The following is a 26,722-nucleotide window of genomic DNA, read 5'->3' on the forward strand; positions in this document are numbered from 1 at the left end:
TAGGTTCCATTTCTTTCCTGGAAGTTTTCCGATGCAATAGACTGATCAGCATATGCCATACACCATGGTCCGTGCACACTGGTTCGTATTCGATTGTTGCCATTTCTCAAACCAGCAATACTTACCTATGAATACCTGTAGTGTGAAGCCACTGCAGCGGATAGCTATTGTTCAAAACTAATCAGGAAAAACGCAATGCAAAAGTATCTAATGGCAGGATTATGGATAATCCTTTTATCCCCCCTGCTCCTGTCTGCTCAAACAGGCACTGATCCCATCATCAATTCCAACCTTTCAGGGAAAGTAATTGATGCAAAGAACAAATTGCCCCTCGCCGGCGCAGGCATCGCCATCAAAGGCACCACCCACCAGGTGATAGCTGACAATGATGGTAAGTTCAGTTTCAAAACAGGACAACGGTTCCCCTACATCCTCATCATTACCAACGTAGGCTATCAGACCACCGAGGTCGTTGTCAATGAAGGCACCATTCTCATAGCATTAAAAGAAGCACCCAAAGACCTCGATGAAGTAGTCGTAGTAGGATATGGCCTGCAAAAAAGAAAAAGCCTCATCGGTTCTGTTGCTAAAGTAAGCCCTGCCCAAACAAAGAACATTCCCGTTGCCAGCTTCGATGCACAGCTACAGGGGCAGGCAGCCGGCGTACAGGTCAACACCTTCTCCGGCTTACCCGGTGAAGGCGTTCGTGTACAGGTAAGAGGAACCTCCTCCATCAACTCCAGCAACGATCCCCTCTATGTGATCGATGGCGTATTTGCCAATAACAATACCCTGTCTACCATCAACCTCGGCAGCAAGTTCACTTCGCCGTTGGCTGATATTAACCCGGTCGACTTCGAAAGCATCGAAGTGCTGAAAGATGCCAGCGCCATCGCTATCTATGGTTCCCGCGGCGCCAATGGCGTAGTACTCGTTACTACCAAACGCGGAGAGTTCAGCAACAACAAACCCAAGTTCAACCTCAACGTTTACCAGGGCTGGCAATGGGCCGATCGCAGCCGCTTATGGGACCTCACCACAGGCCCCGAGCATGCCATGCTGGTCAATGAAGCCTATACCAATGCTGGCATAGAGAATCCTTCGCAAACAAAATACAGTTACGCTACCCGTCCTTTCCAGCCCAACACCAGTGGCGTAGCACAACCCTTCGCTACAGACAAACGCGGCAACCCCGAAGACCAGGGCACTTACGACAGGCTGGCCGAAGTATTCCGCACAGCCCAGGTAAGGAACATTGATTTCAATGTTCGTGGTGGCAGCAAAACAGTGCGTTACTATCTCGGTGTAGGATACACCGGCCAGGAAGGTATTTTGAAACCGTATAAATTTACCCGCGGTAGTTTCAAGTTCAATGTAGATGCTAAACTGAGCGACCATGTACTGCTCGGTTCCAGCAACGGTGTATACCGTTCCTTCCGCCAGCAGGTACGCGGTGGAGCAGGGCAGGAGGCAGGTCACCTCTTATCCGCTTTGCATCACCCCACTTATTTCCCGCTCACCTATCCCGATGGTACCCCTTCACGCGGTTCTATTTATGAAAGCATCCTCAACCTCGTCAATACCGATATTGCCGATATCAATACCAAAAGCATCCGTTACCTGGGCAACCAGTTCCTCGAAGTGAGCATTACTCCCGATATCAAATTCAAAACTTCTTTCGGACTCGATTACAACAACTATAACGAAAGCGAATATTTCAATGACCAGACACAGATAGGTGGCGTGCTGAATACCGGTGGCTATAAGAATGAAGCCCTCTCCAGCTACAGCGTATTCCTCAACGAGCAAACCCTCAGCTACAACAATGGCCCCAATGCCAAACACAGCATAGCAGCCGTTATTGGTAATACCTTCCAAACTACCCAGCTCAACTTTAATTCCCTCACCGGATCAGGTTTCCCCAACAATTCTTTCAAAGAAATATCGGCCGCTTCCAACCGTACTGCCGCACAAAGCGAAACAAAGTCTACCCTCGCTTCCTTCTTTGGTCGTGTAAACTATAGTTACGACAATAAATATTTCATGGAAGCTACCCTCCGCGCAGACGGCTCTTCTAAATTCGGCGCCAACAACCGGTGGGGATATTTCCCCGGCGTAGGCGTCGCCTGGAGATTGAAAGAAGAATCCTTCCTGCGCGATGTAAACCAGGTATCCGACCTGAAACTGCGTGCGAGCGTAGGCGCTGCCGGCAACCAGAATGGCATCAGCGACTTTGCTTCCCGCGGCCTCTGGTCAGGCAATGCACAGTACTCCGACAACCCTACCAGTGGTGAAAAGCCCGGTACCGCCCATTTTCAATTGGAAAACCCCGACCTCAAATGGGAGAAGACCACCACATACAACCTGGGTATTGATGCCGGTTTCTTTAAGAATCGGTTGCTCGTAGACCTCAACCTCTATTATAAATACACCACCGATGCCTTATTGTATGTGCCCGTACCCGGCTCCACCGGTTATATAAGCTCATTGGCCAATGGCGGAGAGATCAGCAACAAAGGCATCGAGCTGGGGATCACCAGCACCAATATCAGCACCAAAGATTTTGAGTGGGGCACCAGCTTCAACATCGCCCGCAATGTGAACCGCGCTGAAAAACTCGTAAGCCCCATCACCTTCGAAGCCCGCGAATACATTCGTACCGAAGAAGGCGCTCAGCTTGGTTCTTACTGGTTGTACAAACAATTGTATGTAGATCCCCAAACAGGCAATGCCGTGTTTGATGATGTAGACAAGGATGGCAAACTCACCGCAGCCGACCGTCAACTGCTGGGCAATCTCATTCCTGATTTCTTTGGTGGCATCACCAACCGTTTTGCCTGGAAAGGGTTTGACCTCAATGTACTCTTCACCTTCCAGTATGGCAACAAAGTATACAACTTCAACCGCTTCATCCTCGAAGGTGGTGGCACACGCGATGCTTCCCGTTCCATACTCAAAAGCCAGTTGAACAGGTGGCAGAAGCCCGGCGATATCACCGATGTGCCCCGCCTCACCTTCTTTGGTAACAATTATACCATCGAACAAAACAGCCGTTTCCTCGAAGACGCTTCTTTCCTGCGTCTCAAAGCTATCACATTCGGTTATACCCTGCCCGATAGCTGGAGTGCCAAAGCGAAACTGGAAAAGGTACGCTTCTATGCACTCGCCACCAACCTGTGGATCACAACAAAATATACCGGTGCCGATCCCGAATCCTCTGGTAGCGCCTTGCAAAACAGGCAGGGCCTGGACACCGCTACGCCACCGCAACCCGTAGGCATTCAAATAGGCGCCAACATATCATTTTGATCACTGATAAACAATTTTATCGAAGCAAACGCATTGCCGATTGCCGACTGCCGATTTCCGACTGCCGACTGCCGGTTACCGATTCACAACTAAAAAAAAGATCATGAAAAAGATATTCATCATAATAATGGCAACAACCCTCCTGGCATTGCCCTCCTGCAAAAAATACCTCGACGTAGAACCCGTCGACCTGGTGTCTGACGGGGAAACCATCTTCGATAAAACCTCTGCCGAAACAGCACTCCGTGGTGCTTACCGCGGACTGGCCAGCTTAAATTACAGTGGAGGCTTTCAGAATACCATCTTGCAATCAGGCGCTGACGTAGTATCTGTGAATACTAGTCTTACCGACCTCTCCGTCACCAACTACAACCTGCGGTCTGATATTCCTTTCCTGCAAACCTATTGGAACAACAACTACAATACCATCAACCGCACCAACCACATCATTGAGAAAGTGCCTGCCGTAACTGACCTCAAATTGGCCGATGGTATTCGCAACCAGGTAATAGGAGAGGCTTATTTCATCAGGGCCCTTTCTTACTTTGACCTGGCCCGGTTGTATGGCAACGTGCAGATATTCCTGACCCCTACCAAAGTAGTAGCAGACAAACTGGGTGTTAAGAAAAGCACCAAAGAGCAGGTGCTGGCCCAGGTATTGGACGACCTCAACAAGGCAGAGCCTTTACTGTCAACTACCGTCATCAGGAACAGGGCCAATAAATTTACCTTATATGCTTTGCGGGCAAGATTATACCTCTACCAGCAGAAATACGAGGAAGCAGAAAAAGAGGCCGATAAGGTACTTGCCAATAGCAACTTTAAGCTCATCAAGCCATTCAACCTGGCCGCTGGTACTACCGAATCTATATTCGAGCTCACCTACAGCATCAATGACCAGAATCCTGGTTTCACGTTGTGGAGAGGCAACAGGCAGCTTTCTCCTTCTACCACCCTGCACAACCTGCTCAATGATCCGGCCGTGGGTGGTGGCCGCAAGCTATTGTCCGTGGTCAACACCTCTAACCAATATATCGGCGGCATTTTCCCTGTCAATACTTCTCCCAATTATGTATTGCGCACGGCCGAGGTATACCTCATCAGGGCCGAAGCCCGCGCCAAAAAGACCACACCCGATCTGGAGGGCGCTACTGCCGACCTGAATGAAGTAAGGCTCCGCTCAGATATTGCAAAAACGACAGCTACCACCAAAGAGCAGATCATTCTGGCCATTGAAAATGAACGCAGGGTAGAGTTGGCGCTGGAGCCGCACCGTTGGTTCGACCTGGTACGTACCGGCCGTGCACCCGCTGTACTGGGTCTTTCCAATGCCAACAAATACATATTCCCGATACCGGCCGCCGAAATATTGGCCAACCCGGCACTGGTCCAAAACCCGGATTACTAAATTCCAAGGGTGGGTCGCCCTTAAAGGGCGGCTCACCCGGATTCCAAAGTCAGTTCACCCTGGCCTTAACGTCTGTCAGAGTTTACCCGGCCTTAGCGGGGCTGAGCCTGTCGAAGCCGTCTAATGGAGCTTGTAGAAGGCGCTTTCCTGCTCCGTAGGAGCAAAAGCTTTGTAGCATGAATTTGTCTCGTAACACGCGGCCCCTTTAGGGGACGCACCACCGCCCAATCAATCAAATTAAAATCGCATCATATGAGCGAAACAGTTTCATTCAAGGCACCCACTCCCTTTGAACGGTGGTTCCAGCCTGTCAATAGCCGGTTGCAAAAAATAGTGCAGCCCGGTTATGAAGCAAAACCATGGAAGCCGGCCGAGGTCATCCTCTTCCGCTTCTTCTTCCTATTCTTCCTGCTGCTCATCCTGCCCATCGACTGGAAGTTTTACCGGGAAGTATGGGCCATCAACTGGGCACACCTTCATTTCCACGACCTGTTCCGGTTATCCAAATACCAAACCCAGTTCATCGCCCAGGATAAACTGCCCGCCTATGGCATAGGTGTGTTTACCAATTGGGGTATTGCCATCCTGGTAGCCGCTGCCGGTACTGCCCTGTGGACAAAGCTGGATAAGACAAAAAAGGAATACAACGTCCTGTATTATTGGCTGCGTGTAGTGCTTCGCTATAAGCTGGCCATCGTGCTCATTACTTATGGCTTTATCAAGTTGTTTCCCCTGCAAATGCCTTATCCTTCCCTCAGTGATTTGCAAACCAATTACGGGGATTACTTTCCCTGGAAGATCTATTTCCAAACCACCGGCATTGCACCCAAATACCAGTCCTTCCTGGGTTTTGTGGAGATACTCGCTGCCTTCCTGTTATTCAACCGGAAGACTGTTACTTTTGGTGTAGGCCTCATCTTTGGTTTTATAGGCAATGTGGCCGTGGTCAATGGCTTTTATGATGTGGGCGAGCTCATCACCAGCACCTTCATTGTACTCGTAGCATCTTTCCTCTTCATATACGACATCCCCAGGTTATGGCATTTCCTGGTACAGGAGCTGCCTACGAAAGCCAATAAGCTCGTGCCGCGCTTCTCCGATAAGAAACTCAAAGCCGTACGTACCACCGGGAGAGTAGCGTTCCTGCTCTTTATCCTCCTCTTTGGGTATAAAACCTTCGACAACTATACCCACGATCCTTACAAAGTACCCAAAACAGCTGGCCTCCGCGATTCCTATGGTTTCTACAATGTAAAGGAGTTCGTGTTGAACCACGATACCATCCCTTATTCCAATACCGATCCCAATCGCTGGCAGGATGTGATCTTTGAAAAATGGAGCACCCTTACCATCAAGGTCAACCGGCCCGTGAAGATCGATTTCTCCAGCGGTGAAAAAGTAGCAGAGAAAGACATCGACAGGAACTATGAACTGGCCGGCCTCGCTGGCCGCCATTATTTCTACTACGATGCCGATACTGTCAACCATACCCTGGCCCTGCAGAATAAGAACATTCATCACCGCAACGAAAAACTGTCCCTGCAATATGCTTTTCCCAATGATTCCACCATTATACTGAATGGCATCAATGAGAACAGCGATTCCATACACGTAGTCCTCAACAGGATCAATAAAAAATACATGATGTTTGAAGGTCGTCGCCGGCCTGTAAAAATTTAAGCATATGTCAACCACCACCATCAACCTTGCCTTGCCCGCTGAGGCCAGGGTACTCGAAGAACAAGCCGCTGCCAATGGGGCGCCCGTATCACCCCTCACACCCTGGTCGCCATTTACCAAATTGGCTTTCCGCATTGGCTTCCTCTACATGCTCTTCCTGTGTATCCCTACCTATCCCAAATTCTATGAGCACCTCTTTGGTCTTCGATGGGGCAAGATCACCTACCACGACTTCCAGAGCATAGTAGCTTTCTGGCCACCCCAGTTGGTGCTCATCGAATCCGAGGAAGGCGTATTCGGTTTACTCAACTACATCAACCTCATCCTTGTATTTGTGGCCGCCATCGTTGGTGGCCTCATCTGGACCGCCTTCGACAGGAAAACGCCGCGTTACGATAAACTCTATTATTGGATCAGGGTACTGGCCCGTTACCGCCTGGCCTATGGTATGATAGGGTGGGGCCTCAAAAAAGCATTCCCCATGCAAATGGTCTATCCCACCATGGGCATGCTCAATACCCCCTTTGTCGACATGGCCGAAAAGAAATTATACTGGTCCCATGTAGGCGTCTCTTTTGGCTATACCATATTCCTGGGTTTTGCAGAGATCGTTCCCGGTCTCCTCCTATTGCATAGAAAGACCGCTGTACTGGGTGCTGCCCTCGCTGCCGTGGTTACTTTCAATATCTGTATCGCCAACCATGTCTATGATGCCGGCGTAGCTGTACCGGCTGCTTATTTTGCCATCATTGGCACCTATATCGCCTGGTACGAACTGCCCAAAATATGGAGACTCGTAGTGCAGGAAAAGGACATCACCTATGCAAAAAGATATTATCCCGTATTCCCCCAAAAGTGGAAGCGCAACCTCCGTACAGGGATTAAAATCACATTTAATTTCATCTTTGTTCCCCTCGCTGCTGCCATGTGGGCCTACGGCTTTTTCTATGGGAATAATTACAATATCCCCAGCACACCGGGACTGCCGGAAGCCAAAGGCACCTACACAGTGACCGAATTCAGGGTAAACAATAAATGGATACCTTACAACCCAGGTGATTCTATAAGGTGGCAGGATGCTATCTTTGAGAACTGGTCAACCCTGAGCTATAAGGTCAACCGGGGAGCCATTGCAGACAGGATGATCGGGTATTCGCCCCTGCGGGTAAAGGATGATAAGAAGAACAACAAGCTCAACCAGGTCAATACCCAGGATTCAGACCAGCTGGCCAAACAAAAGAAGAACCGCGATCTCGGCGTTACCCGCTGGGAAGTAGGCGGGATGGCTGGCGACAGGCGCTACTTCTTTTATACCGCTGATACCGTAAAGAAAGTATTGTACCTGCAAAACAAGAACAAGAACCACGACGACGAAACCCAGGTGCTGCATTACAGCAGGCCCACGCCCAACAGGATTATCCTTACCGGGTTGAATGAATTCAGGGATTCTATTTACGTGGTGCTCGACAGGACCGATAAGAAATACCCCCTGGTAGAAGGGCGGCAAACAACCATTAAAGCATTTTAAAAGACAGAACAACACATCAACATGTCATACGAAAACACAACCGTACCCGCCGCCACTTTGAACGCGGACGCCTTACCACCTTTGCCCGAGAAAAAAACTTTCCTTCAATCCCTCACCGAAGACTGGTGGGCTGTGCTCATCGGCAGCACTATCATTATCGGGGCACTGGTGATTGTGGCAGCCGTTACAGGTTTTAAATTCACTACACCCGTATACCAATGGGCTACCACAGACGATCTGTTGAGCAAAGTATTAACAGGCCCCAATCTCCTGCTCATTGCAGGCATTGGTGTATTGTTTGCTGTATTGTCTTCCGTGGCCATTGGACTTTCCGGCGGCAGCATCAGCAAATACCTCACCGGGTTTTCACTGGTATTTGTAATAGGAATTATTTCACTGATCATTGCGGGTAACAAGACCATCAATTACTACGGCGTGGAATATGTAGTATTTGCCCTGCTCATCGGTTTGCTGATTGGCAACCTCACCAAAATACCCGACTGGCTGCGTGAAGCTGCCCGCTCTGAATTCTTCATCAAGACCGGCCTCGTCATACTGGGAAGTAGTATACTCTTTACCGACATAGTAAAAGCAGGTTTGCCCGGCATCCTGCAGGCCGTATTGGTGGTAAGTGTGGTATGGTTCTTTGCCCTGTGGCTGAGCCGGAAGTTAAAAGTAGATGATGAGTTTGGTGTCATCCTGGCTTCAGCTGTCGCCATCTGTGGTGTGTCCGCCGCCATTGTTGCTGCCGGGGCCATCAAAGGTGATAAGAAGAAACTGTCCTATGTTACCACCCTGGTATTACTGGTGGCCATTCCCATGATGATCCTGCAGCCCTGGCTCATAAAAGTGTTGAACATCCCGGAAGTAGTGGGAGGCGCCTGGCTGGGTGGCACACTCGATACTACCGCCACCGTTACTGCCGCCGCCGCTCTCGTAGGGCCTGCAGCGTTGAAAGCCGGTGTGATCATTAAGTTTTCACAGAATGTACTGATAGGGGTGGCTGCTTTCTTCATTGCCATCTGGTGGACCTACCGCAAAGGTGCCAATGCGACTGGTAGCGGGCTGAGCCTGTCGAAGCCTACAACTGCGGCACTAGATGCCGACCTGAGCCCGTCGAAGCCTTCCCCAACAGAAAAACCCGGCCTCGGCGTTGTATGGGAGCGCTTTCCCAAATTTGTATTGGGCTTTATCGCCGCTTCCCTCATCTTTTCTTTTCTTATTCCTGTCGACACTGCCAAATCCGTGGGTGGCATTCTCAATAGCCTGCGCACCGTATGGTTTGCCCTTGCCTTTGTAGCCATCGGTCTCGAAGCACGCTTTACCGACCTGGTGAAAATAGAAGGTGGACGCCCCGCCATCGCCTTTGTCGGCGCCCAGCTTTTCAACATCCTCTGGACCCTCATCTGGGCCTGGCTGCTTTTCGGAGGTATCCTCCTCGCAGCACCAGACATTAAATAAACAGATCAAAATGCTTAAATAAATAGATCAAAATGCAAATAAATAGATCAAAATGCAAATAGGTAGATTAGCGTGCAAATAAAAAGATCAGGGTGGGTCGCCCTCCAAGGGCGGCTCACCCTGATCTTTCTCCCTTACTGCACCCTTTCCTTCACATCATCAGCCGTATTATCATTGTACTTCCGCTTGCGTGTAAACGTTTCTTTACCGAAACTATAACTGAAAGAGATACCTACCCGGCGTGTATCATTGAAACTTACGCGGTGCGATTGCGCTTGCTTCAATCCCTTCAATTCTTCATCCCATTTCATCGTACGGAAAATATCTTCCACATTGATCTTCAGATTACCCTTGCCCTTCAATATTTTCTTTTGGATAGCTGCATTCACCCAGTACCGGGGTTGCACCATCCGCTGCCAGTTATTGATAGCCGCATTATAAGCCCCGTAGAATTCGGCACTCCAATCTTTGTTAAACCTGAACTGGCTCAACAGGTTCGTACGCCACGTATACATCACGATGTCCAGGTTTTCCGTGTACAGTTGTCCCTTTGTGGAGAACTGTGCACCTGCAATATGGAAGTTGAGCGTCCACCATTTGGCAGGCAGCGTGTTGAAATACAAAAGTACCGCGATCAATTGCCGGGTGGCTATATTTTCCGGGCGTGTGATCAGGATATTGTCTTCCACCCTGGAGGCGCCGAAAAATCCATCCGTGGCACGCTCTACATTGAAGATCCCATTAAAGAATTGTTTGTACCGGTAAGTCAGCGACACACTGTTGTTGTACGAGGGTTGCAGGTAGGGGTTCCCCGTGCTGTAAGAATACTGGTCTACAAAGAACAGGAATGGATTCAGTTGCTGGTATCCGGGCCTGTTCACCCTGCGGGAGTAGTTTAAGATTAGATTGTGCTTGCCCAGGCTGTCCAGCTTATAGCTGACATACACTGTGGAAAATAATCCCGTGTAATCATTCGTAAAGGTACTGGCCGGTACTACCGCATTCCCCAACTGGCGTCCCTTCGTTTGCGTATTCTCCAGCCGAAGGCCCAGCTGCATGCCGATCCTTTTCCAGTCCTTTCGTCCATTCACATACAGCGCATTGATATTCTCCCGGTAAATAAAATGGTTCGACCGGCCATAGTCTGGTGTATGCGTGCCACCCATCACTGCATAATAATCCGATTGATTGTCATTCTCCACAAAGCTGGTCTTCACCCCGCCTGAAAGGCTGGCCTTATTTTTCAATGGGTGCGAATAATCAGCCCGCGCTGTATAGATATCAATATTGGAGGGCAGGTTATAGTAAAAATCCTGGTTGCGGAGTTGTCCGCCCGATGAACCGCTTACAAAATTCTGCAACACCTGGTCCCCTTTATTATTGTAGTTGATATAATTGATATCCGCCGTCAGCTCCCTGCCCGCATCGTCAAATTTATGTTGCAGGTTGATATTGCCGTTCAGTTGACGCCAGTTACTGGTATTATCACTACCGCCCCAGCCAATAGAATCCAACACATCTCCCGCACTATAACTATTGCTTACATAATCCACGTATTCCTTCCGGCGCCTTGCGCTGCCATTCACAATAAACCCGAGCGTAGTTTTGGAAGATACCGTATAGTCCATGCCTATCCGGCCATTGAATTCATTACTCCCCGAAGTTGAATAATTTTCCAGGCCAACGCTGGCGCTTTTTTGGGCGCTGCTGCCGTAAAACACACGATTGCTTACATCGTCATTGAAATCGGCGTACCGGCCATAACTGAAATTGCCAAACAGGTTCACTTTCCGGTTGAGATAATTCAGGTTAAGTGAATTGTAACTCCGGGCCAGTTTGCCTTGGTTATAGTTGAGGCTCAAACTGCCGGCATATCCTTCTGTTCTTTTCTTTTTGAGACGGATATTGATCACTGCGCCGCCCGCCGCATCATACTTGGCCGGTGGATTGGGCATCAGTTCTATTTTATCCAGCATACCGCCGGGCAAAGACCGTAAATAGGCAGCCAGATCACGGCCACTCATATAAGTAGGACGTCCGTCGATCAACACATTCACACCCGAAGAGCCCTGCAGGCTGATCTCCCCGTTAGCATCTACCGTGATGCCCGGTGTTTTTTCCAATACTTCCAGCGTATTGCTGGTGGAGGCACTGATCATGGATTCCACGTTTACGATCGTTTTGTCAATGTCTTGTTCAATCAGCGGCTTTTTGGCCACCACTACCACTTCCTTCAGGTTGGCTTTCTTTTGTGGTAATAGGATGATGGCGGGCAATACCAGCTGCGTGCGGTCTGCTTCCAGCGTAAGCGGCGCACTGGTATATTTTTGTGTTCCCGTAGCCGTGATCACCAGCAGGTACACTCCATTGGGCAGGTTGGAAAATTCAAAGCGGCCATTGTCCCGCGCCGTTTTGGTTTGTACTGTAGCCGAGTCTTTGGCCTGCACCAGCCGCAGCGTAGCGCCCGGCACGGGTTCATTTTGTATATCTTTGACCTGGCCGCTGATCGTCTTGTTGTTCGACTGAGCCAGCGCGTATACCGAAAAAAGCATCGTACAAAGGATCGTAAAGAATGATTTCATGGCGTAGTTATTTTTGTGCTATACAGGGTTTATGAGCAAATTTGGCCCAGGATACCAGCTCCGGGAAATAATCCTGTCGTATAGGCGCCGCTTCGTGACGGAAGGCCGTTTTGGGCTGACAAAGCCCTTCGTCACCTTACAATCTGATTCTGCCATCGGTGCACCCCGGTTCGTCAGGTAAGTTTTAGCGGGTGCATTCCGCAAGCCAGCTTTGCAGGTAGTCAGTTGGCTAAAAACAATAAATATGAAGATCTTGGATAACGCAGGCAACGAACAAAAGAGCAGTACTACACAACACCTCTGGCTGGTGCTGGGCGCGGGCATACCCATCTTTCTCACCGCCAATTTCTATATGGATGCCCTATTCACCAGGCAATCCGAGCAGTTGGCCTTTCTCGTCACCATTTATTTCCTGGCTGGCATTTATATCGGCCGGTATGTATCACAGCTATGGATCAGTAAACACCGTACCGCTCCCCGCTGGCTCATCATTACACTCATACTGGTCATGCTTGCCTGCACCATCATCGTATTCATCGTGGCGGGTCTTACCATCTCCGGCAGCAAACACTTCCTGGCCTATTTATTTACCTTCCTGCCCCTGTTGATACTTAGCATTGCCACCGGTATGCTCATCAAACTGGTGCGCTCTTCTATTAAAAATCAGTTGCAGGATGCACGCGCCACCGCCGAACAAAGCCACAGTGAACTCAAATTTCTCCAGAGCCAGTTGAGTCCTCATTTCCTTTTCAATACCCTCAACAATATCTATGGCATCTCCCTCTCACGCCATGAAAAAGTGCCGCCCCTGCTCCTCAAGCTCTCCGACCTGCTCCGCTATTCCGTATACGAGGCGCGCGAACAGTTCGTGCCCCTCCGCAGTGAGCTTGATTATATTCACAACTACATCGACTTCGAAAAGATCAGGATCGGTGAAAAACTTGTGCTCACCACCGAATTTGATTACCACATAGATGCCAGGATCAAAATAGCCCCCCTGCTCCTGATCGTATTTATAGAAAATGCTTTCAAGCATGCAAAGAATAGTATCCAGCAGGAGATCTTCATCGACATCAAATTGAAAATATGGGGCAATACCATTTTGTTTTCTGTCAGAAATTCCAATAGAGCCGATCGCACAGAAAAAGGTATCTTGAACGCCAATAGTGGATTCGGGCTCGACAATGTGCGCAAGCGACTGGAACTATTGTATGAAAAAGAGTACAACCTCGAGATAGAGGACGACGAAGAATATTATAACGTGACCCTGCAACTAAAAGTGAAGAAATGATAAACAGGTTCGACTGCCTGATTGCAGATGATGAGCCCATTGCCCGGGAGATCATCGAAGCTTATTGCGGCCATTTGACACAACTGAATGTCGTGGCTTCCTGCACCAATGCCCTGGAAGCAAAAGCCGTATTGGAACAACAGCACGTGGATATTCTTTTCCTCGATATTAATATGCCCGTGCTCGATGGTATCTCTTTTCTCAAGACCGTAAAAGATCCGCCTCAGGTCATTTTCACCACTGCCTACAAAGAGTACGCCGTGAATGCCTTCGATCTGGCCGCCTGTGATTACCTCCTCAAGCCATTCTCCCTCGACCGCTTCATGGTAGCCGTCGACAAGGCCATTAGCCAGATAAACAGGATGTCTGCTTCACCATCAGCTACATCTTCATCCGACAGGATGGAAGGCAAAGGAGAAGATTACACCTTTATGCGCATAGACAGTAAGATCTATAAGCTATCCTACAAGGATATTTATTATGCCGAAGCCAATGGCAACTACACCAAAATAGTGATGCAGCAACAAACCCTCATGCCTGCCATGACCTTCACTGCTGTCGAACAGCAATTGCCCGGTTCCTTATTTGTGCGCGTGCATCGTTCCTTTATCATCAACAAAGCGGCCATTTCCCTCATAGAAGGCAATAGGGTCTACATCGGCAAAATAGAAATACCCGTCGGCAGCAATTACAAAGAAGCCTTCCTGAAAGAACTGGGCCTTTAATTTGTCAGGCTGAGCTTGTCGAAGCCGTCGAAGGGTGGGTCGCCCTCCAAGGGCGGCTCACCCTGATCTAAACCTCCCCATCGGGCCTACCGCTTTGTAGCAAAATCGTATCAAACGTGTATTCTGCCCCGTAGGGGCTGCCGCTTTGTAGCAAGCAATCGTATCAAACGTGTATTTTGCCCCATTGGGGCTACCGCTTTGTAGACATGATCGCAGACAAATTTCTTTGCCCCATAGGGGCTACCCTAACGCTGTCCCCCTTCACCAACCCTTTCCGCAGGCGCTTCCACCACGGCCGCCGCTTGCCTGCTTGATGCTGTTACCTTCCCCTGCGGCCTTTCAGGCCCTACCGGGAAGCGGGCATCCGCAAACGCAGCACGTACCCGTCCGTTCACCTCCACCGCATTCGCGCGGTTGGCAATTAACTGGTAACTGAAAGCTGTATTCGAAGTGCCGCCGTTCAGTTCGATCACATCAAAACCTGCTGCTGATTTATTCGTTACATACACTCCATTGCAATCACCTTCCAGCTGAATGAACACTTTTAGCGGCTTCTCCTTACTCACCGCAATATTACGCGCCAGGATGGGATCGATCCGGATATGCGCCTTCCCATTCACCAGTTCACCTGTTCCGGCATCTGTAAACAATACCTCTGGCGCTTCAGGGCAATACATGATCCGGTTCCTTCCTTCCTCATCCGGCACCATGGTCGATTTTACCCCGCTGGATAGGATAGCGTAGTCCACATTACTTGTACGGCCGCCGATGTAGGCAAATCCGTTACCCGAAGGCAAATAATCAAAATAGCCTGCCCATTTGCCGTTCGTTACAGGCCCGGCCGAGGTTCCGGCATACGCGATCACGCCAAAGTTTTGGCCCGCAGCGATCGTACCGGCGCCAGCGCCTATATTGTTATAAGTAGTCATGCCATTGCCCAGCGAGATCGTACCAATACCTGTACCAGCATCTGTAGCCATTGAATAAGTACCTGCATACTGTCCATTGGCTGCCAGGCCCGAGCCGTTAGCATTGGTAGCGCCAGTGGAAAGATTATTGCCCAATGCCAGGATGCCTGTTCCTGCGATATGGCTGTTTGTTCCCCGGATGCCGGGGTTGATAGTGGAATTCGTTTGCCCCATTACGCCAGATCCGCTCATCGATATACCTGCTACCCCATAACCCGTACTGCTATTAGCACCATATACGCCTACACCAGTAGAAGTATTTTGTCCCAGTAATCCCTGCCCGGAGCCATTATTCTCCCCATACACTCCTGCAAAGACACCCGAGCTGTATCCGTTGATCGGGAAACCAAATCCACTTGTTGCTCCGGCCACGCCGGCTCCGAAGACTTCCAGTGCATCGCTATTCGATTTTGCCGGGCTGCCATTGATGAGTACCTGTCCATTGGCCCTTACCCGCAGTCGCTCGGTATTGTTTGATTTCAGCAGCAAGTCCTGCGCATCCGTAGTACCTAAAAAATGGGTGGCTGGTGCGGTGCCACTATTGCCTGTCATTTGCCAGCTGGCATTGACTGTCGTCAGCATTATCCAGTTAGGAATGGCAGGCGTACCGTTGTTATAATAGAATCCTGCGGTGCCATCCGTTTGGAATACCAGCAGGCCTGTCGCCGGCGTGGCAATGCCAGTCCGTTGGGCCGCTGTCATAGAGGGGATCAACAATCCTTTCGTGGTGCTTTTTACTTCCAGCATGGCGCTGTTGTCCGGCCCGCTGCCGTCGGAATTGATGCCTACCTGGGCATAGGCGCCTGAGGTCACAAGTAATGATCCGATCAGCAAAGTTGTTCTTAATCGCATGGGGGGTATTTATTATAATAAATAAAAATATACCCTAAAGGGCCCGTTCCTGGATCCTTGTATGCGAACAGCCGAATATTGTATGTGAAGGTTGCTAGTAGAGTGGCCTTACACCTTCAGATGTCATGATCACTCTTTTCATCGTGCCATCATCGTTGTAGTATAGGTAGTCCAGGCATACAGAGCGGCGATGACTACCACCATCCTTCAAACCGCCATTGTGGTAAAAGAAATAATCTTTGCCCCGGAAGGGGAGGATAGCTGGCCGGTTTGTCTCACAATTGCCCGCCAGTTCATTCAGGATACCTTTAAATTCCCAGGGGCCGTGAATGCTCCGGCTCATGGCATAACCTACCTTTTCAGGACTGCCATACCCATAAGAAAGATAATACCATTCTCCCCGTTTATGCAAATGGGCACCTTCCATAAATCCCGGCAGCGATATTTTGCGCACAGCACTTTGTAAGGAGATCATGTCCTCGCCAAGCTGCGCATAATAGCACATATCTTTTCCCCAGAACAGGTAAGCTGATCCATTGTCATCTACCAATACTGTAGGGTCAAAATTCTGTCCTGTGCTGTCGATTGTATGAATGTCATGGCCTGTAATAAGCGCCGAGCCCCGCGCATCTGTAAAGGGTCCCAGTGGATCATTGGCAACTGCCACCCCGATCGCTTTGCCTTCAATGGTGGAGTGAGTGACCGATACATACCAGTAAAATTTACCTTTATGATGGATCACTTTAGAGGCGTAAGCATCTCCTTGGGCCCATAGAAAATCAGTGGCCTTCAGGCGGTGAGGACCTGCTGTCCAGGTAGCAAGATCCTTCGACGAAAAGCATAACCAATCCTTCATAACATAGGTTGCTGACGGATAAGCTGCTTCGTCATGTCCCGTATACAAATAGACCGTATCATTCCAGGCCAGCACCGTCGGATCGGCCGTAAACAGGTTACTGATAATTGGGTTGCCGGTTCTCATGCGAAAATCACCTACAATTTAGCGGCCACAAAGGAGCGCCTCATGATCTTACACCTGCTACCTCAATCTGTGGTGGGAAATTAAGAACTGAAAAATGGGGAATAACAACCGCAGGGAGATAAAATGCGCCCGTTCAAATACATTGGTGTCATTTTTGTGCCTGATCCCCCGACGGTACATTTTGCAATCTAATAACCACTTTAAAACTTTTCATTATGCCAGGAACCAGTGTAGCAGCTACAAAAACCTTTACCCTGTTGGTAGATAAAGCCCCTTATGAAGTGAAAATACAGCCCTTCGATTTTAATGACGAAAAACGCTTTTATGTAAGCGTCAACGCCAGTACTTATCATGTATTCACCTGGGATGCGGAGGTCAGCGGTTGGCGGGCAATCGATGATGAGGGGGCAGACTTATCCGATGTGGTGGAAGCAGCGATCAGTCAAAAATTACAGGCTCAATAAGCAGCCTACCGTATTTGCCCATTCCCCCGGATCACCCATTTCTCCGTTACCAGCTTTTCCAGCGCAAAAGGACCACGCGCATGCAGCTTCTGGGTGGAAATGCCGATCTCGGCGCCCAGCCCAAATTCCTCCCCATCCGTAAAGCGGGTGGAGGCATTTGTGTATACCGCTGCAGCGTCCACTTCCCGGATAAATCGTTCACAGGCTTTTTTATCTTCCGATATGATCGCTTCAGAATGACGGGTAGAATAAGTAGCAATATGCTCCAGCGCTTCATCTATCCCGGCTACTATTTTGATCGCACATTGCTGACTCAGGAACTCGCGCCCAAAGTCAGACGGCGCTGCTTTTTGTAAATGAGGATAACCCTTCAATAAACCATAGGCAGCAGCATCAGCAAATACCTTTACCTCAAATGCCTTGAACAAAGGAGCGATCCCTTTCAGAAAGCTTTTGGCCACTTGTTTATCTACAAGGATAGTATCTGCTGCATTGCATACCGAAGGTCGCGAGGTTTTGGCATTTACAGCAATGGCGATTGCCTTTTGCACGTTGGCTTTCCGCTCCACGTATACATGCACCACACCCGCGCCTGTTTCAATAACCGGCACCAGGCTGTTCTTGCGCACATATTGTATCAGCCCTTCCGAACCACGGGGTATCAATACATCAATGTATTTCGTAGCAGTAAATAATTGATCCACCACTTCCCGCGCGGCTGGTAATAAGGTCACCACATCCGGATTTACTCCTTGCGCTTTCAATACTTTTTTAATGAGCTTCACGCCCAGTTCATTCGTGTCAGCTGCTTCACTGCTGCCTTTCAATACACAGGCATTGCGGCTGCGCAGGCATAGCGCGGCAATATCGAAGGTTACATTGGGCCTTGATTCATAAATAGCACCTACCACACCCAGCGCCACACTGATCTTTTGCAATTGTAAACCATTGGGAAGCGTTCTTTGCTCCAATACCTTGCCTGTAGGGTCGGGTAGCTTGGCCACCTTCTTAATGCTGTTCGCTATATTTTTTATGCGGGCTTCCGTCAGCAGCAATCGGTCATTACGCGGATTGTCGGGAGCCTGCCGGGCAAGGTCTTTTGCATTGGCTTTCAGCAAGGCGTTCGTTTGCGCGATCAGTTCATCCCCCAATGCCCGCAGCAGCTGTTGCAGCTGTTGATTGCTAAGGCCCTGCAGACTGGTTGCTGCCTTGTGTGTTTTTATAAGAAGCGGTAATATTTTCTGCATGTTCCGTAGTCATTAAAATAAAACGATGTCGTCAGCATGTGCGGCAATCACATTTTTCACAGCCAGTTGGTTGTTGATCGCTTTCGCGTCCGCTCTTGTTTTGGCCACTCCCAGGATCGTGCCTTCCTCGTCCATCAATTGCACTACTTCGCCCACCCCAAACTTGCCCGTTACACTCGTTATGCCAACAGTCAGCAAACTTTTCCTGGATTGCAGCGCTTTGGCCGCCCCTTTGTCAACATAGATAGTTCCCAGGGTTACCGAACCACTGGCCAGCCATTTCTGGCGGGCGCCCAGCGTAGAAGATTGTGGTACGAAATAAGAACCATTGCGGCCTTCCAGTGCCGCCGACAAAGGTTTCTCTCCTTTCAGTCCGCAGATCACCACCTGGATGCCCAGCGAAGTGGCCAGTCGCGTAAAAGTGAGTTTGGAGATCATACCGCCCAATCCTAATCCGCTCTTTTCCGTACTCACATATTTCATGACCGAAGCTACTTTGTCGATGCGTGGTATCACCTGCTTTTGATCATCCAGCAAGCCACCCGAAGAGGTGCAGAGTACCAGCGCCGATGCATCAAATCCGATAGCGATCAGCGTAGCCAGCTCATCATTGTCCGAGAATTTGATCTCCACATTGCTCACCAGGTCATTCTCATTCACCACCGGCAAAATGCCATTCTCCCAGAAGGTGGAAAAGGTCTCCTTTAGTTGCAGGAACTGCTTACGGTTGGAAAAGTGTACCCGCTCACAAAGCGCCTGCGCCACCGGAATACCATGCGGGGCAAAATATTGCGCATACAATTGTATGAGAACGGGATTGCCCACCGCCGCCGCTGCCTTGCGTTCTGATAAGGTGCCCTTATAATCCCGCAGGAATTTCTTTCCGCTGCCCACCGCACCACTCGATACCAGCACCACCTTGTACTTTTTACTCAGTAAAGCGATCTCCGCAGCCACCTTTTGAATAATGCCCGTATCAATACTCCCTTCCTGGTTACTGATCACAGCTGTACCTAACTTGACAACTAACACTTTGCCCGACATTTCTATACTTGTTTTATAGAGTAATAGCCGTAAAAATAATAAATAACCGGCTAATGCTCATCCCTTAATTCCGGTACCAGGAATATACAGCTTAATAAAATGCTAATCCATCATACAAATGCATCATAGCCGTTTTGTATCTTCCTTTTACTGGTGTGCCAATAATCTACTGCTGGTACCTCAGTTTGCTTCGTTTCTTCAAGTGATTTGCTGCTAAAACGCCTGCCCGGGCGTGTTCAAGCCCACCTTTATTGTATGGTCTTGTCCTATTTATATTTTCTATCCAATTAAATGAAGAAAAATGCAAATCAAAACCAGATCACACCATTATCTTGCTATGTTGAGCTTAATACTTTGCATAGCTGTCTTATCCTGTTCAAAACAACCGCTTCAGGAACCCGTTGCGGAAGAACAACCCATCGGGGGTACGCCCGAGGAAGTTGAATTAAATGCCATCAACAGCACCTTTTCCGAAAATTGGGACAGTTACACCCACGGCAGCCAGTATACCTCTGCCCAGGCCAGTGCCGATTTCGGAAATATCAGTGGCTGGAATCAATCCCGCTCCATGATCTCCAATGGAAACCTGCGTGTGACCTTATTGCCCAATGCCTTATCAGGCGCGGGCGGTATCGTCAGCAATATCGATGTATCAGACGGCACTGCCTATGAACTCGATTTTGACATTCGTTTCCATAGCCAGTTCGATTGGAGCAGGGGAGGAAAACTGGGCTTTGGCTTCGCTATTGGTGAAGGCAATGCCGGCGGCGATCCTGCCTGGGATGGCAATGGTGGCACCCTGCGCCTCATGTGGTACAACAACAATGGCCGTGTATATTTCCACCCCTATGTGTACCACAGGGATCAGGTGGGCCAGTATGGAGACAATTTCGGCAAATCATATCCCTCCTCCGGTAGCCTTGTCAAAGGGCAAACCTACCATGTGCACATGTACATCAAGAGCAATACCGGCAGCAGTACCAATGGTCGTGCTCAGATCCTCATTGATGGCACTACCTTACTGGATATTCCTATCCGGTGGACGACCAACGATGCTCAACGTATGATCAAGAATGTTACCTTCCATACATTCCGCGGCGGCAGCCAGGATTATTGGATGTCATCCACCGAGGGATATATTTATTACGACAACCTGTCAGTGCATAAGATCAGTTAACTGGTATAGATAACTAACTGCGCGCACCCGGCAAGACCATATGATGAAAGCCCCGGAACAGCTCTTTAAAAAAGAGTATGCCGGGGCTTTTTCATGCGTTATCGGGCACCGCTGTTACTTTTTGGAACTGGCCGTAGCTTTACCAGCCTTTCCCATGGTCAACAAAGCATTCAGGATAAATTTGTTTTGTGTTTGATTGGCGAACGTGAAGGACAACTCCTTATTCGTTTTGTTTTCGTAATCAATATCGTTATGCCCCATATTTACATAGAGCATCTTGTAGTGCGTATTCGTCCAGGCTACCGGGTAATAGCCGCTATGCCATATTTCATGCTGTTTGGGACCTGTGCCCAGCGGGAAACTGGTGGAGTCAATAGATAACAGGATCTTAATGTCCGGGTTCTTACGCAGGTCTTTTTCCCAGCGATACCATTCATTCGGTGCTGAAGAAAAAGTAGCTGGCAAGTGTTGCGTGAAAGGGTGTTTTCGATCCTCTACCCGCAATACTGCCGAGGTGGGACGCCAGGTATTGCTCTTGTATTGCCCAGCGCCTATAAATTGGTTGTGGTACCAGTCCCAGTTTTCCGGAAATGCGGAGGGCGTAAGTGCAAATGCGGCAAAATGAAAACCGATCCAGCCACCGCCTTTTTCCATGTATTCCTGGAAAGCCCTTCGTTGGTCTGCAGATTCGGGACGCGTATCCAGGAACAGTACTACCTGGTATTGCGACAGGAAACCGGCATTCAGATTACTCCAGTTATTTGTAGAGTCGTAAGTAAAGTGATTGTCTGCCGCCGCCTGCGCCAGCCACTTGTTGGCCTCATGCACATAGCTGATATGCGCCTGGTCGCTTTTGGCCGTAAAAAAACCAATGACCTTAAAGAGAGGAGCTTTGTTTTGCGCTGTCAGGTTGAATGAGCAGGTCAGACTAAGGACACAATAAACAATCGTTCTTACGGTAATCTTGTTCATATGGGTAATAGCAGGTTTCGCCCAAATTAAGGCTTTTTCCTATCTGCTAAATGGGATACTACTTAAACGTTTCAGTTAAGCACCCGCCTTATCACTTTTTGAGTGTACCCAGTATTTCCACATAATGCGGATTGTACATCAGGCCCAGGATATTGCCGAATGGATCAACCACCGAAGCAGTCACAAATCCTGCCCCACGTTCTGTGATGCCTTCATGTTCTTTAGCACCCATGCCTTTCACCCTTTCAAGCATCTCCTCCAACTTGTCAACATGCCAGTACATAATGCTGCCCCCGGCTGCTGTCCCCGTTTGGTGAGGGGCATATTTGCTGTCAATAATGCCCAACTCATGTTGAAAGTCTCCCACACGGAACTCAAGATAAGCGGGGTTTTCAGCATTGGGCTTCGCAAAATAGGGTTCGATACCCAGCAGTTCTGTATACCATTTCCTGGCTGCCGCCATATCTGCGGCATAAAAACTAACCGTTGCAAATCCCCGTAAAGTGTGTGTAGTGGCCATATTACTGTCGTTTTAGTGTTATTAGATGATGATACAAAACTAATACCACCTGGTGACAGCCCTATGTCAGCAGTAGAAGGCGAATTAATATATTTCTAAATTGGATATGACCGGGCAGGCTTTAGCACCCGTTATGTTGACCCTTAGTTTAGCAGTTTGTATAGGCGAAACCTTTAATATTCGTTTATAGCCAATGGTGGTACCCGCTGCTATTTGCTTCCAGCCATCTTTCAACAGGGCTTCTACCGTAAATGATTGTACCCGCTGTCCCAGTTGTATGTATTCCTGCAACACGATATATTGTACGGAAGACGGTGCCGGCAGCGTCACTTCCAGTTGGCCCGTAGTCTTGTCATCATCCGTAGCCCAATAAGAATCTGGATTGCCATCAGTAATATTAGATACAGCATAAGCTGCTTCCTTCCCGCGGTAACTATCAGCTTGCACGGCTGCTTTGAATGCCAGGTTCTTGCCAAAGGCTTTTTTCAGTAAGCCGGCAAAGCCGCGAAGTGCCTTTACATCGTTCTCATGGAACAGGCCGCGGCGGTCGGGTGGAATATTCAACAGCAGGGTGGAGCCCCGACCTACCGAGGTCAGGTAGATCTCGAATAACTTTTCCGGTGTTTTTACCAGGCTGTCTTCTTTGGCATGATAAAACCAGCCTGGCCTGATAGACACGTCTACTTCCGCAGGCACCCATTGCTTTCCATCAGGTGAACCCGTATTCAGCAGCTTTTCAATATTGGGTTTGCCGGCATACAAGGTATCTGTAGAGATCGTATTCCAATTGGTAGCGCCGGCCACGCCGCGCTCATTACCTACCCAGCGTACACCAGGACCTGCATCACTGAAAAAAATAACATTTGGCGCCATGCTACGCACCATATTTAAAGTAGTGGGCCAGTCATAATAGGTGGCACCATTGATCTGTCTCTTTTCCCTGGCTCCACCATAGTAACCATCACCTCCATTGGCTCCATCAAACCACATTTCAAAAACAGGCCCGTATTTGGTGAACAACTCTTTCAACTGATTGCGGTAATAGGTGAGGTAAGAAGCCTGGCCATAATCCGCCCGGTTCCTGTCCCAGGGCGATAAGTACACCCCGAATTGCAAACCATATTTTTTACAGGCATCACGGGCTTCCCGTACAATATCACCCTTGCCTTTCTTATAGGGACTGTTCTTAATCGAATGTTCTGTGTATTGGCTGGGCCACAAACAAAAACCATCATGGTGTTTGCAGGTTAAGATCATCGTCTTAAATCCTGTTTCTTTCAGCGTCCTGGCCCATTGACCTGCATCTGTCTGCGTGGGATTGAAGATCCCAGGCTGCTCATCTCCATAGCCCCATTCCAGATCCGTAAACGTATTGGTGGTGAAATGCACAAAAGCATTCATCTCCATCTTATGCCAGGCCAGTTGTTGCGGAGTTGGCACAGGTAATACAGGGGCCGGTGGTTTTACATTGCTTTGGGCCAATACCCCTGCCGGTAATAATAACCAGGAGAAACGCAGAAGACAGTGCTTGAAGGAAGTGCGCATGTTACAATTGGTATAAGTAAATAATAAGGACGGTAATTTGTACAATGTCGTTTCAGCCGGCCATTACCCTAAAAGTACAGCATTCGTCAACCTGATTTATTCAATTCCTTTTACACGCATGCGCAAAGTGTATACCGCTGTGGAAGCCGTGATGAACAACTGATCCCTGTCCTTACCACCGAAACAGAGGTTGGCTGTCCACTTCTCAGGGATGTCAATATGCGCGATCTTGGTGCCGGCAGCATTGTATACCGTGATGCCATTGCCTGCAGCATACAGGTTTCCTTCATTGTCGAGCGTCATGCCATCTGCCGTCTGAGATGCAAACAATACCCGGTCACTGAGCGTAGCGTCTTTATTGATGCGATACTTATAGATCTTCCCTGCGCCAATATCCGCCACATACAGCGTTTTGCCATCTTTGGTGCCTACAATACCATTGGGACGCGTAAAGCTGTCCGCTACCATTACCGGATCTTTTTTACCGGGCGCCAGGTAGTATACTTGTTGTTTGTCCAGTTCCGGTTTTTTCCGTGTCCAGTAATCCCGTTGGTAATAAGGATCCGTAAAGTAAATGCCATTCTTCCGGTCGATCCACAGGTCATTGGGGCCATTCATTTTTTTGCCCAGGTAGTTCGTCATCAGGATCGTCACTTTGCCATCAGGCCCAATGGCCAATAATTCGTTGGCATCATCCGCACAGGCAATGAGATTGCCTTTTCTGTCGAAGTACAGGCCATTCGATCGGCCCGTTTTATCCAGGAACAAAGACAGCTTTCCTTCCGTATCGTACTTCCATATTTTATCATTGGGCTGATCCGTGAAAAAGATATTGCCGGCTTTGTCTGCAGCAGGACCTTCCGTAAAACTGAATTGCCGGGCAATCAGTTGGGGCTGTGCGTTGGCATAAACAGGAGATAAAGTGTCTGTACCTGAAGTGGTAGCGTTAGTAGCTTTGCCGGAAGAACTGCAGGAAAGCAGCCCTGCTGAGAACGCTGATAAGGCAATGGTTAAAAAGGACCGGTTGATGTTCATATTGGCGCAATTAAGTATACAATGCTAAGGAAGCATTGCTAATTCATCAAATTTTAGTTCCTGGCCAATGGGCAGCTCAAAAGCTATTATCAAATTTTCAAATCACCTCATTTTCAAATTAGCCAGCCTTTCATAATCTTCGGGGGTGTCAATATCAATACTTCCCTGGGAGAAAAGCACCGTAGCCACATCATCAGGAAATTGCTGCAGCAACCGTTTGGCGCCCTGTTGCCCGTTCAGCTTCTGAAGCGCAGCCTGGTATTGTTTGCGAAACAATACAGGCGTGCCCAGCGTATCACTGTACGCGCAGGCCACCATGCCTTTGCCCGACAATGCCTGCACCATGATCATCTCCTGCAATAGCTCCGTATGCAGGAATGGCTGATCACATACCGTAATGATAACAGCATCTGGTGTGTATCCGGCCCGCAGGATGCCATGAATGCCTGCTGCAATGGAGGAACCTATTCCTTGCTGCCATTGTTCGTGATGGATAAGTTGAACCGGAAAGCCCGCGAGTGCAGTTTCCATAGCCTGATACTGTTCACCGGCCACCACAAATACAGGATGACTGATCCCCGCGGCCACTTCTACCGTGTGTTGCAGCAGCGTTTTACCCTGGTAGGTCAGGAACATTTTGGGTTGCCCCATGCGCGAGGAAGCGCCGGCCGCCAGCAGCAAAACGGCGGTCGTCATATAGTAGAGGGATTGTCGTTGGACAACTGTTCGTTGATGGCGCAGGTGATCGGATCATCTGGAAACGCATTTTTCTCAAAACGGAAGGTGGCATGCACCTGCCCATGAATGGGGCCTGCCTTTTCACGAAGCGGCTGCCCGTTTTTGCCCGCCATCACCATTTTGATCTCTGCCATTACAGACAAGGCAATTTCTTCGGAGGTTTCAGCACCGATATCAAGTCCCGTGGGACCATAGATCCTGCTGCGCATCGCATCATCAACCACCAGCCCCGTTTCAGTGGTCAGCTCCTGGAGCATGCGTTCCATCTTCCGGGAGGGGCCCAGCACACCAATATAGGGACAGGACTGTGGCAGCAGCAATGCCAGCATGGCCTTGTCGTAATTGTAATTGTGCGTCATCAGCAATACCGCTGTCTGCGCACCCATGCGCAATTGTTCCATTACGATGGCTGGCTTACCTGTAACGATGCGCCGTACATCGGGAAAACGTTGTCGGTTGGCATGCCCTGGCCTGCCATCGGCCACCGTTGTATGCCATCCGGCAATATGCGCCATCTGTACAAGTGGAAAAACATCGTTGCCCGCTCCTGCAATGACCAGCGACACCGGGGGCGCCAGCCATTCGATAAGACCGCTGATCGTATCGCCATCCAGTTGATATTGGCCCAGTATTGAGTTCTTATAATGAAATACCGTTGCTACATCCTGGGCAATAGCAGGTTCCAGTGCCGGATAAGCCAGCCGTTTGTTGATGCCTCCTTCGTAGTATAAGGCACAGGTGCCAGGCTGCAGTCCATCATAAGTACTGAGCGAGAACAAGGTTACGATCACCGTATCCATTTCTGACAGCGATGCTTTTTCCAGCAAGGCTACCGGATGATCTGCCAGCGTGGGATCAATGGGCTCAAAGAGGATGTGCACAATGCCATTACAACCCAGTTGTACGCCAAATTGTACATCATCCTCATCTGTCGTATCATACGTGACCAACTTATTTTTTTGTTGCGATATCGCCAATAATGCCTTCCGGAGTGCATCACCTTCCAGGCAGCCGCCGCTGATGGCGCCCGTCAATTCACCATCTTCCGTTACCAGCATCCGCGCACCGGGTCGGCGATAGGAGGAGCCTTCCACATACACTACAGTGGCCAGGGCCGTTTTCTTTCCGGCTGCTACTGCCTTTTTATATGATTGGATAATATCTTCGATCTCTTTCATAACCAGCGGAAAGTTA

The 26,722-nt window shown here is 49.2% G+C and carries 20 protein-coding genes; 9 read left to right on the forward strand and 11 right to left on the reverse strand.

Annotated features, from left to right (window positions below):
• Positions 1-195 precede the first annotated feature (195 nt).
• The 5 genes from D3H65_RS00090 (at position 196) to D3H65_RS00110 (ending at position 9,386) form a co-directional block, all read left to right on the forward strand.
• The gene (locus tag D3H65_RS00090) at positions 196-3,309 is read left to right on the forward strand and encodes a SusC/RagA family TonB-linked outer membrane protein (RefSeq protein ID WP_119048309.1); all 3,114 of its coding nucleotides are present in this window, start codon (positions 196-198) and stop codon (positions 3,307-3,309) included.
• 103 nt (positions 3,310-3,412) lie between these two features.
• A complete protein-coding gene (locus D3H65_RS00095; protein WP_119048310.1) occupies positions 3,413-4,717 on the forward strand; it encodes a RagB/SusD family nutrient uptake outer membrane protein in 1,305 nt (434 codons plus the stop codon).
• 252 nt (positions 4,718-4,969) lie between these two features.
• Positions 4,970-6,397: a DoxX family protein gene (locus tag D3H65_RS00100; protein WP_211345587.1), complete on the forward strand. Its 1,428-nt coding sequence runs from the start codon at positions 4,970-4,972 to the stop codon at positions 6,395-6,397.
• Between the two features lie 4 nt (positions 6,398-6,401).
• Complete coding sequence (locus D3H65_RS00105; protein WP_119048311.1) at positions 6,402-7,925, forward strand: hypothetical protein; 1,524 nt, start codon at positions 6,402-6,404, stop codon at positions 7,923-7,925.
• Between the two features lie 21 nt (positions 7,926-7,946).
• The gene (locus D3H65_RS00110) at positions 7,947-9,386 is read left to right on the forward strand and encodes a YeiH family protein (RefSeq protein ID WP_119048312.1); all 1,440 of its coding nucleotides are present in this window, start codon (positions 7,947-7,949) and stop codon (positions 9,384-9,386) included.
• Between the two features lie 134 nt (positions 9,387-9,520).
• Here D3H65_RS00110 and D3H65_RS00115 read toward each other — a convergent pair whose 3' ends face one another.
• Complete coding sequence (locus D3H65_RS00115; protein WP_119048313.1) at positions 9,521-11,968, reverse strand: outer membrane beta-barrel protein; 2,448 nt, start codon at positions 11,966-11,968, stop codon at positions 9,521-9,523.
• Between the two features lie 244 nt (positions 11,969-12,212).
• Between D3H65_RS00115 and D3H65_RS00120 the strand changes: the two genes are divergently transcribed.
• Both D3H65_RS00120 and D3H65_RS00125 read left to right on the forward strand, forming a co-directional pair.
• Entirely contained in the window at positions 12,213-13,259 is a 1,047-nt protein-coding gene (locus tag D3H65_RS00120) for a sensor histidine kinase (RefSeq protein WP_119048314.1), read from the forward strand.
• Complete coding sequence (locus D3H65_RS00125; protein ID WP_119048315.1) at positions 13,256-13,984, forward strand: LytR/AlgR family response regulator transcription factor; 729 nt, start codon at positions 13,256-13,258, stop codon at positions 13,982-13,984. Before D3H65_RS00120 ends, D3H65_RS00125 begins: the two co-directional genes overlap by 4 nt.
• A 245-nt stretch (positions 13,985-14,229) precedes the next feature.
• On the opposite strand, the gene D3H65_RS00130 is transcribed toward D3H65_RS00125, so the two are convergent.
• Together D3H65_RS00130 and D3H65_RS00135 are read right to left on the reverse strand one after the other, a co-directional pair.
• Positions 14,230-15,804, reverse strand: a complete 1,575-nt coding sequence (locus tag D3H65_RS00130) for a hypothetical protein (protein ID WP_162915307.1) — start codon at positions 15,802-15,804, stop codon at positions 14,230-14,232.
• Between the two features lie 94 nt (positions 15,805-15,898).
• Entirely contained in the window at positions 15,899-16,786 is an 888-nt protein-coding gene (locus D3H65_RS00135; RefSeq protein WP_119048317.1) for a glycoside hydrolase family 43 protein, read from the reverse strand.
• A 215-nt stretch (positions 16,787-17,001) separates the two neighbouring features.
• Between D3H65_RS00135 and D3H65_RS00140 the strand changes: the two genes are divergently transcribed.
• Positions 17,002-17,250, forward strand: coding sequence for a hypothetical protein (locus tag D3H65_RS00140; protein ID WP_119048318.1), 249 nt, complete (start codon positions 17,002-17,004; stop codon positions 17,248-17,250).
• 5 nt (positions 17,251-17,255) lie between these two features.
• Here the strand turns inward: D3H65_RS00140 and D3H65_RS00145 are convergent, their stop codons facing one another.
• The gene (locus D3H65_RS00145) at positions 17,256-18,497 is read right to left on the reverse strand and encodes a glutamate-5-semialdehyde dehydrogenase (RefSeq protein WP_119048319.1); all 1,242 of its coding nucleotides are present in this window, start codon (positions 18,495-18,497) and stop codon (positions 17,256-17,258) included.
• 12 nt (positions 18,498-18,509) lie between these two features.
• Entirely contained in the window at positions 18,510-19,541 is a 1,032-nt protein-coding gene (gene proB / locus D3H65_RS00150; protein ID WP_119048320.1) for a glutamate 5-kinase, read from the reverse strand.
• A 301-nt stretch (positions 19,542-19,842) separates the two neighbouring features.
• On the opposite strand from proB, the gene D3H65_RS00155 reads away from it, so the two are divergent.
• Positions 19,843-20,718 carry a polysaccharide lyase gene (locus D3H65_RS00155; protein ID WP_119048321.1) on the forward strand — a complete coding sequence of 292 codons (876 nt, stop codon included), beginning with the start codon at positions 19,843-19,845 and terminating at the stop codon, positions 20,716-20,718.
• Between the two features lie 114 nt (positions 20,719-20,832).
• Here the strand turns inward: D3H65_RS00155 and D3H65_RS00160 are convergent, their stop codons facing one another.
• The 6 genes from D3H65_RS00160 to D3H65_RS00185 all read right to left on the reverse strand — a co-directional run bounded on the left by D3H65_RS00160 (position 20,833) and on the right by D3H65_RS00185 (position 26,706).
• Entirely contained in the window at positions 20,833-21,690 is an 858-nt protein-coding gene (locus D3H65_RS00160) for a ThuA domain-containing protein (protein ID WP_119048322.1), read from the reverse strand.
• 91 nt (positions 21,691-21,781) lie between these two features.
• The gene (locus tag D3H65_RS00165) at positions 21,782-22,210 is read right to left on the reverse strand and encodes a VOC family protein (RefSeq protein WP_119048323.1); all 429 of its coding nucleotides are present in this window, start codon (positions 22,208-22,210) and stop codon (positions 21,782-21,784) included.
• Positions 22,211-22,294: 84 nt separating this feature from the next.
• Entirely contained in the window at positions 22,295-23,755 is a 1,461-nt protein-coding gene (locus D3H65_RS00170) for an alpha-L-fucosidase (protein WP_119048324.1), read from the reverse strand.
• 96 nt (positions 23,756-23,851) lie between these two features.
• Positions 23,852-24,790: an SMP-30/gluconolactonase/LRE family protein gene (locus D3H65_RS00175; RefSeq protein ID WP_119048325.1), complete on the reverse strand. Its 939-nt coding sequence runs from the start codon at positions 24,788-24,790 to the stop codon at positions 23,852-23,854.
• Between the two features lie 102 nt (positions 24,791-24,892).
• Complete coding sequence (locus D3H65_RS00180) at positions 24,893-25,486, reverse strand: nucleotidyltransferase family protein (protein ID WP_119048326.1); 594 nt, start codon at positions 25,484-25,486, stop codon at positions 24,893-24,895.
• Entirely contained in the window at positions 25,483-26,706 is a 1,224-nt protein-coding gene (locus D3H65_RS00185) for an XdhC family protein (RefSeq protein ID WP_119048327.1), read from the reverse strand. Before D3H65_RS00185 ends, D3H65_RS00180 begins: the two co-directional genes overlap by 4 nt.
• Positions 26,707-26,722: the final 16 nt, after the last annotated feature.

Origin of the sequence: Paraflavitalea soli (genome assembly GCF_003555545.1) — a bacterium.
In the GTDB taxonomy this organism is placed as follows: domain Bacteria; phylum Bacteroidota; class Bacteroidia; order Chitinophagales; family Chitinophagaceae; genus Paraflavitalea; species Paraflavitalea soli.

Coding starts and splice junctions, on each gene's coding strand:
- D3H65_RS00155 (WP_119048321.1), top strand. CDS start 19,843: ATGCAAATCAAAACCAGATCACACCATTATCTTGCTATGTTGAGCTTA.
- D3H65_RS00105 (WP_119048311.1), top strand. CDS start 6,402: ATGTCAACCACCACCATCAACCTTGCCTTGCCCGCTGAGGCCAGGGTA.
- D3H65_RS00140 (WP_119048318.1), top strand. CDS start 17,002: ATGCCAGGAACCAGTGTAGCAGCTACAAAAACCTTTACCCTGTTGGTA.
- D3H65_RS00100 (WP_211345587.1), top strand. CDS start 4,970: ATGAGCGAAACAGTTTCATTCAAGGCACCCACTCCCTTTGAACGGTGG.
- D3H65_RS00145 (WP_119048319.1), bottom strand. CDS start 18,497: ATGCAGAAAATATTACCGCTTCTTATAAAAACACACAAGGCAGCAACC.
- D3H65_RS00115 (WP_119048313.1), bottom strand. CDS start 11,968: ATGAAATCATTCTTTACGATCCTTTGTACGATGCTTTTTTCGGTATAC.
- D3H65_RS00165 (WP_119048323.1), bottom strand. CDS start 22,210: ATGGCCACTACACACACTTTACGGGGATTTGCAACGGTTAGTTTTTAT.
- D3H65_RS00160 (WP_119048322.1), bottom strand. CDS start 21,690: ATGAACAAGATTACCGTAAGAACGATTGTTTATTGTGTCCTTAGTCTG.
- proB (WP_119048320.1), bottom strand. CDS start 19,541: ATGTCGGGCAAAGTGTTAGTTGTCAAGTTAGGTACAGCTGTGATCAGT.
- D3H65_RS00095 (WP_119048310.1), top strand. CDS start 3,413: ATGAAAAAGATATTCATCATAATAATGGCAACAACCCTCCTGGCATTG.
- D3H65_RS00170 (WP_119048324.1), bottom strand. CDS start 23,755: ATGCGCACTTCCTTCAAGCACTGTCTTCTGCGTTTCTCCTGGTTATTA.
- D3H65_RS00135 (WP_119048317.1), bottom strand. CDS start 16,786: ATGAGAACCGGCAACCCAATTATCAGTAACCTGTTTACGGCCGATCCG.
- D3H65_RS00180 (WP_119048326.1), bottom strand. CDS start 25,486: ATGACGACCGCCGTTTTGCTGCTGGCGGCCGGCGCTTCCTCGCGCATG.
- D3H65_RS00125 (WP_119048315.1), top strand. CDS start 13,256: ATGATAAACAGGTTCGACTGCCTGATTGCAGATGATGAGCCCATTGCC.
- D3H65_RS00185 (WP_119048327.1), bottom strand. CDS start 26,706: ATGAAAGAGATCGAAGATATTATCCAATCATATAAAAAGGCAGTAGCA.
- D3H65_RS00110 (WP_119048312.1), top strand. CDS start 7,947: ATGTCATACGAAAACACAACCGTACCCGCCGCCACTTTGAACGCGGAC.
- D3H65_RS00175 (WP_119048325.1), bottom strand. CDS start 24,790: ATGAACATCAACCGGTCCTTTTTAACCATTGCCTTATCAGCGTTCTCA.
- D3H65_RS00120 (WP_119048314.1), top strand. CDS start 12,213: ATGAAGATCTTGGATAACGCAGGCAACGAACAAAAGAGCAGTACTACA.
- D3H65_RS00090 (WP_119048309.1), top strand. CDS start 196: ATGCAAAAGTATCTAATGGCAGGATTATGGATAATCCTTTTATCCCCC.
- D3H65_RS00130 (WP_162915307.1), bottom strand. CDS start 15,804: ATGCGATTAAGAACAACTTTGCTGATCGGATCATTACTTGTGACCTCA.